Origin of the sequence: Bifidobacterium choladohabitans (genome assembly GCF_016102005.1) — a bacterium.
In the GTDB taxonomy this organism is placed as follows: domain Bacteria; phylum Actinomycetota; class Actinomycetes; order Actinomycetales; family Bifidobacteriaceae; genus Bombiscardovia; species Bombiscardovia choladohabitans.
Map to the genome: position 1 here is coordinate 1 of NZ_JACFPL010000007.1, position 2,669 is coordinate 2,669.

The window sequence follows — 2,669 nt, forward strand, 5'->3', positions numbered from 1 at the left end:
AGATACCCCAACACCACACTCTGACCAACACACAACCAAACCCACACACAGAACCTAAAACAACGCGTTTAGTTCCTATAGGCCCTGATGCCGGAGAGACCGTTCTGTATCAGCATAGAGGCTAGATTGGCTGAGCTCTGATAAGGATGCGAAGGGTAAGGAATACGAGCGGTGTCCATCTCAGTTACACCCCTTTAGATAAAAAAGTGCCGCCCTAGTGTGCATATCATATAAATATGATAGAGGCAGTGGCGGCTTCTAACAAGCTTTAATATACTCGGGATATCAGTTAGAAAGCTTCATCAAGATAAAGCTTCACAATATAAACACATTTCTTATCGGATGGTCTTTCTTCTATCATGAGCTACTGCAGATCACCCTTCAATCGGCAAACATAAAACTGGTCGGCTCGGCCGGGGTTGTGGTCATCGGCGGCTGCGCCTTGATGTCTGGCCGCCGCTGTCGCACGCCTGCGGCGTGCTGCTGAAGGGGTTGGGAATGTGGTGTTTGTGCCGCCCCCTTCCATTCTGGCCCGGGCCGCTGCGACTCAAGCCCCGAGCGTCTCCGCCCACACCCCGCTCCGGCCGAGGGGGCCGAACAGCATGCCCCCTCGGCCTCCGGGGGAGTGTTCGGATCCACGCGGGGGCTTGACTCTCCGCTATACCCGGGCCGCCATTCCAGGCGTCGGCACAAACAGTCCCGGCACCAAGGAAAGGAACACCCATGAACACCACAACCAGCCTCCAGGACGACGTCAAGCAACTGAGCCAGGACCCCCAACTCATGCTCACCGCAGGCCGACAGGCCCTCGACAGCATCATGCGCATACTCGACGGCACCCACCAGCCCGAAGCCATAGGACACGACCGGCTCACCCGCATGGCCGCGCTGATAGAAACCTCACTGCCGCACCGCGACGCGCTCCTGGTCGCCGCCATCAACCCCGACACCACCCGAGACGACCTGACCACCATCACCGAACAACCCCACGACCCCGCCGCCGTCAAACTCATCTTCACCAGCCTCACCACCTGCTTCGAAGGCCGGACCCCCGTCAACCAGGAACGCGCCGACAGAGCCTACAACCTCTTCGACCAGCTCACCGCCGCCGTCGGCCCCACCCCACACCTCAGCGCCTCCAGAGCCTACCTGGCCTGGGCCGCCCGCGACCCCGACCAAGCCAGCTCATACATGGTCCAAGCCCTCACCCTCGACCGAACCAACAACCTCGCAGCGCTCATCGCCCTGGCCCTCAGTAAGAACATCAACCCCACCGACGACTAACACCACACACAACCAAACCGAAGAGGTCTCCTCCCAAACCAAGGAGGAGACCTCTCCGCGTCCGATGCGTTTCTCCCGCCCCATAAAAGGGGCACTCGAATCCGCTTCATTCCCTAGGAATGATCGTTGTTTAGATTAATCATGCTTGTCTGCAGCATCAACGGCATGAATGACGAGTAGGGAGATGAGAATGGTGAGAACCTCAGTTATCAAAGATGAGAGCGCCATGGCTTCCCACCTGCTGAAGGCCAAGGCCATCAACCCCATGAGAAACACAAAACTCACAACTTCGCTAACAAGCTTCTTCAAGACCTTGTGACTGCTCATGCTAAACAACACATCCACCAACGCATCAGTTATGTAGGTACCAAAGAACCACAACAGAAAGATAACGATGGTACCCAAAACCCCACGCCACCCATGCACCCAGGAACGAACGCCACCGAAAGGGAGCAAGCGATAAGTGACACCAATGCCGACCGCAAAAGGAAAGACAAAACCCAACAACACAGTTCCGAAAAAACCAACACCGGTAATCGCATCCGAAACCGTTACATGGTCTGATCGTCCACGGTCACTCATCGCTCACCCCTCTCTCCATGAATCAGAGGAACAAATCAACCCATGTCGCCGTGTATTCAGCAATATCGTAAGGGATGCCCAGCTGCATCAAACCTGAGACGATAGCGGCATGAGTCCAGACGCCGGTGGCTTCCAGGAAGTCTGCAATCCGACCGGCCCACGGAGCAATCTTGGCAGGAAGCTTGGAACCTCCCCAGCGCAGAAGCTTAATGACAGCTTTCTTGGCGATCGTCGTAGCCCAATTCCTCGATTGGAAGCCATTACCGGCAGTGCCATCATGCATCGAGAATGCATACTCGGTCAGGATGCCAGCACCTTCATAATCACCGTTTTCCCATGCGGTATCCGCTATCTCCAGCACATCCCTCGGAGTCAGCGAATCGGTGACTTGACTCACGATAGATGTCGAAGCGGTATCCACAGGCTCTGCAGCCATCGCCTGACTGGGAACCATGGCGACTCCCATAGACAGCGCAAGTGGAACAGCAACGCTGGCGAGCAACCTACTTTTGATAGTGTTCAGAGCTTTCATCATAAGCCCCTTTCCGTTTGTTGAGTCAATTCATCCTTGATAACCAATAACGAAGTCAGCGGTGTCAGCCATGGCACCTCTGACAACCCAGCTAAAACTGGAATACTGCACTGATAGATAGGCCTAACTATCATTCTTGAGTTATTACATCAACGGTGACAGTAGCACCACCGTTACACCATCATAGGGCTATAGGAACTAAACGCGTTGTTTATGTTGGGGGTTTGGCCTTGTGGCTGTAAGCGTGTTGGGTGGTTGTTAATAGGTCGGG

At 55.0% G+C, this 2,669-nt stretch carries 3 protein-coding genes; 1 reads left to right on the plus strand and 2 read right to left on the minus strand.

What is annotated here, in order from left to right:
- Positions 1-723 precede the first annotated feature (723 nt).
- Positions 724-1,284, plus strand: a complete 561-nt coding sequence (locus H3S97_RS08290) for a hypothetical protein (RefSeq protein WP_015022034.1) — start codon at positions 724-726, stop codon at positions 1,282-1,284.
- 135 nt (positions 1,285-1,419) lie between these two features.
- Here the strand turns inward: H3S97_RS08290 and H3S97_RS08295 are convergent, their stop codons facing one another.
- On the minus strand, positions 1,420-1,866 hold the full coding sequence (locus tag H3S97_RS08295; protein WP_015022033.1) for a hypothetical protein: 447 nt from the start codon (positions 1,864-1,866) through the stop codon (positions 1,420-1,422).
- A gap of 22 nt (positions 1,867-1,888) precedes the next feature.
- On the minus strand, positions 1,889-2,398 hold the full coding sequence (locus H3S97_RS08300; RefSeq protein ID WP_197071201.1) for a hypothetical protein: 510 nt from the start codon (positions 2,396-2,398) through the stop codon (positions 1,889-1,891).
- Positions 2,399-2,669 lie beyond the last annotated feature (271 nt).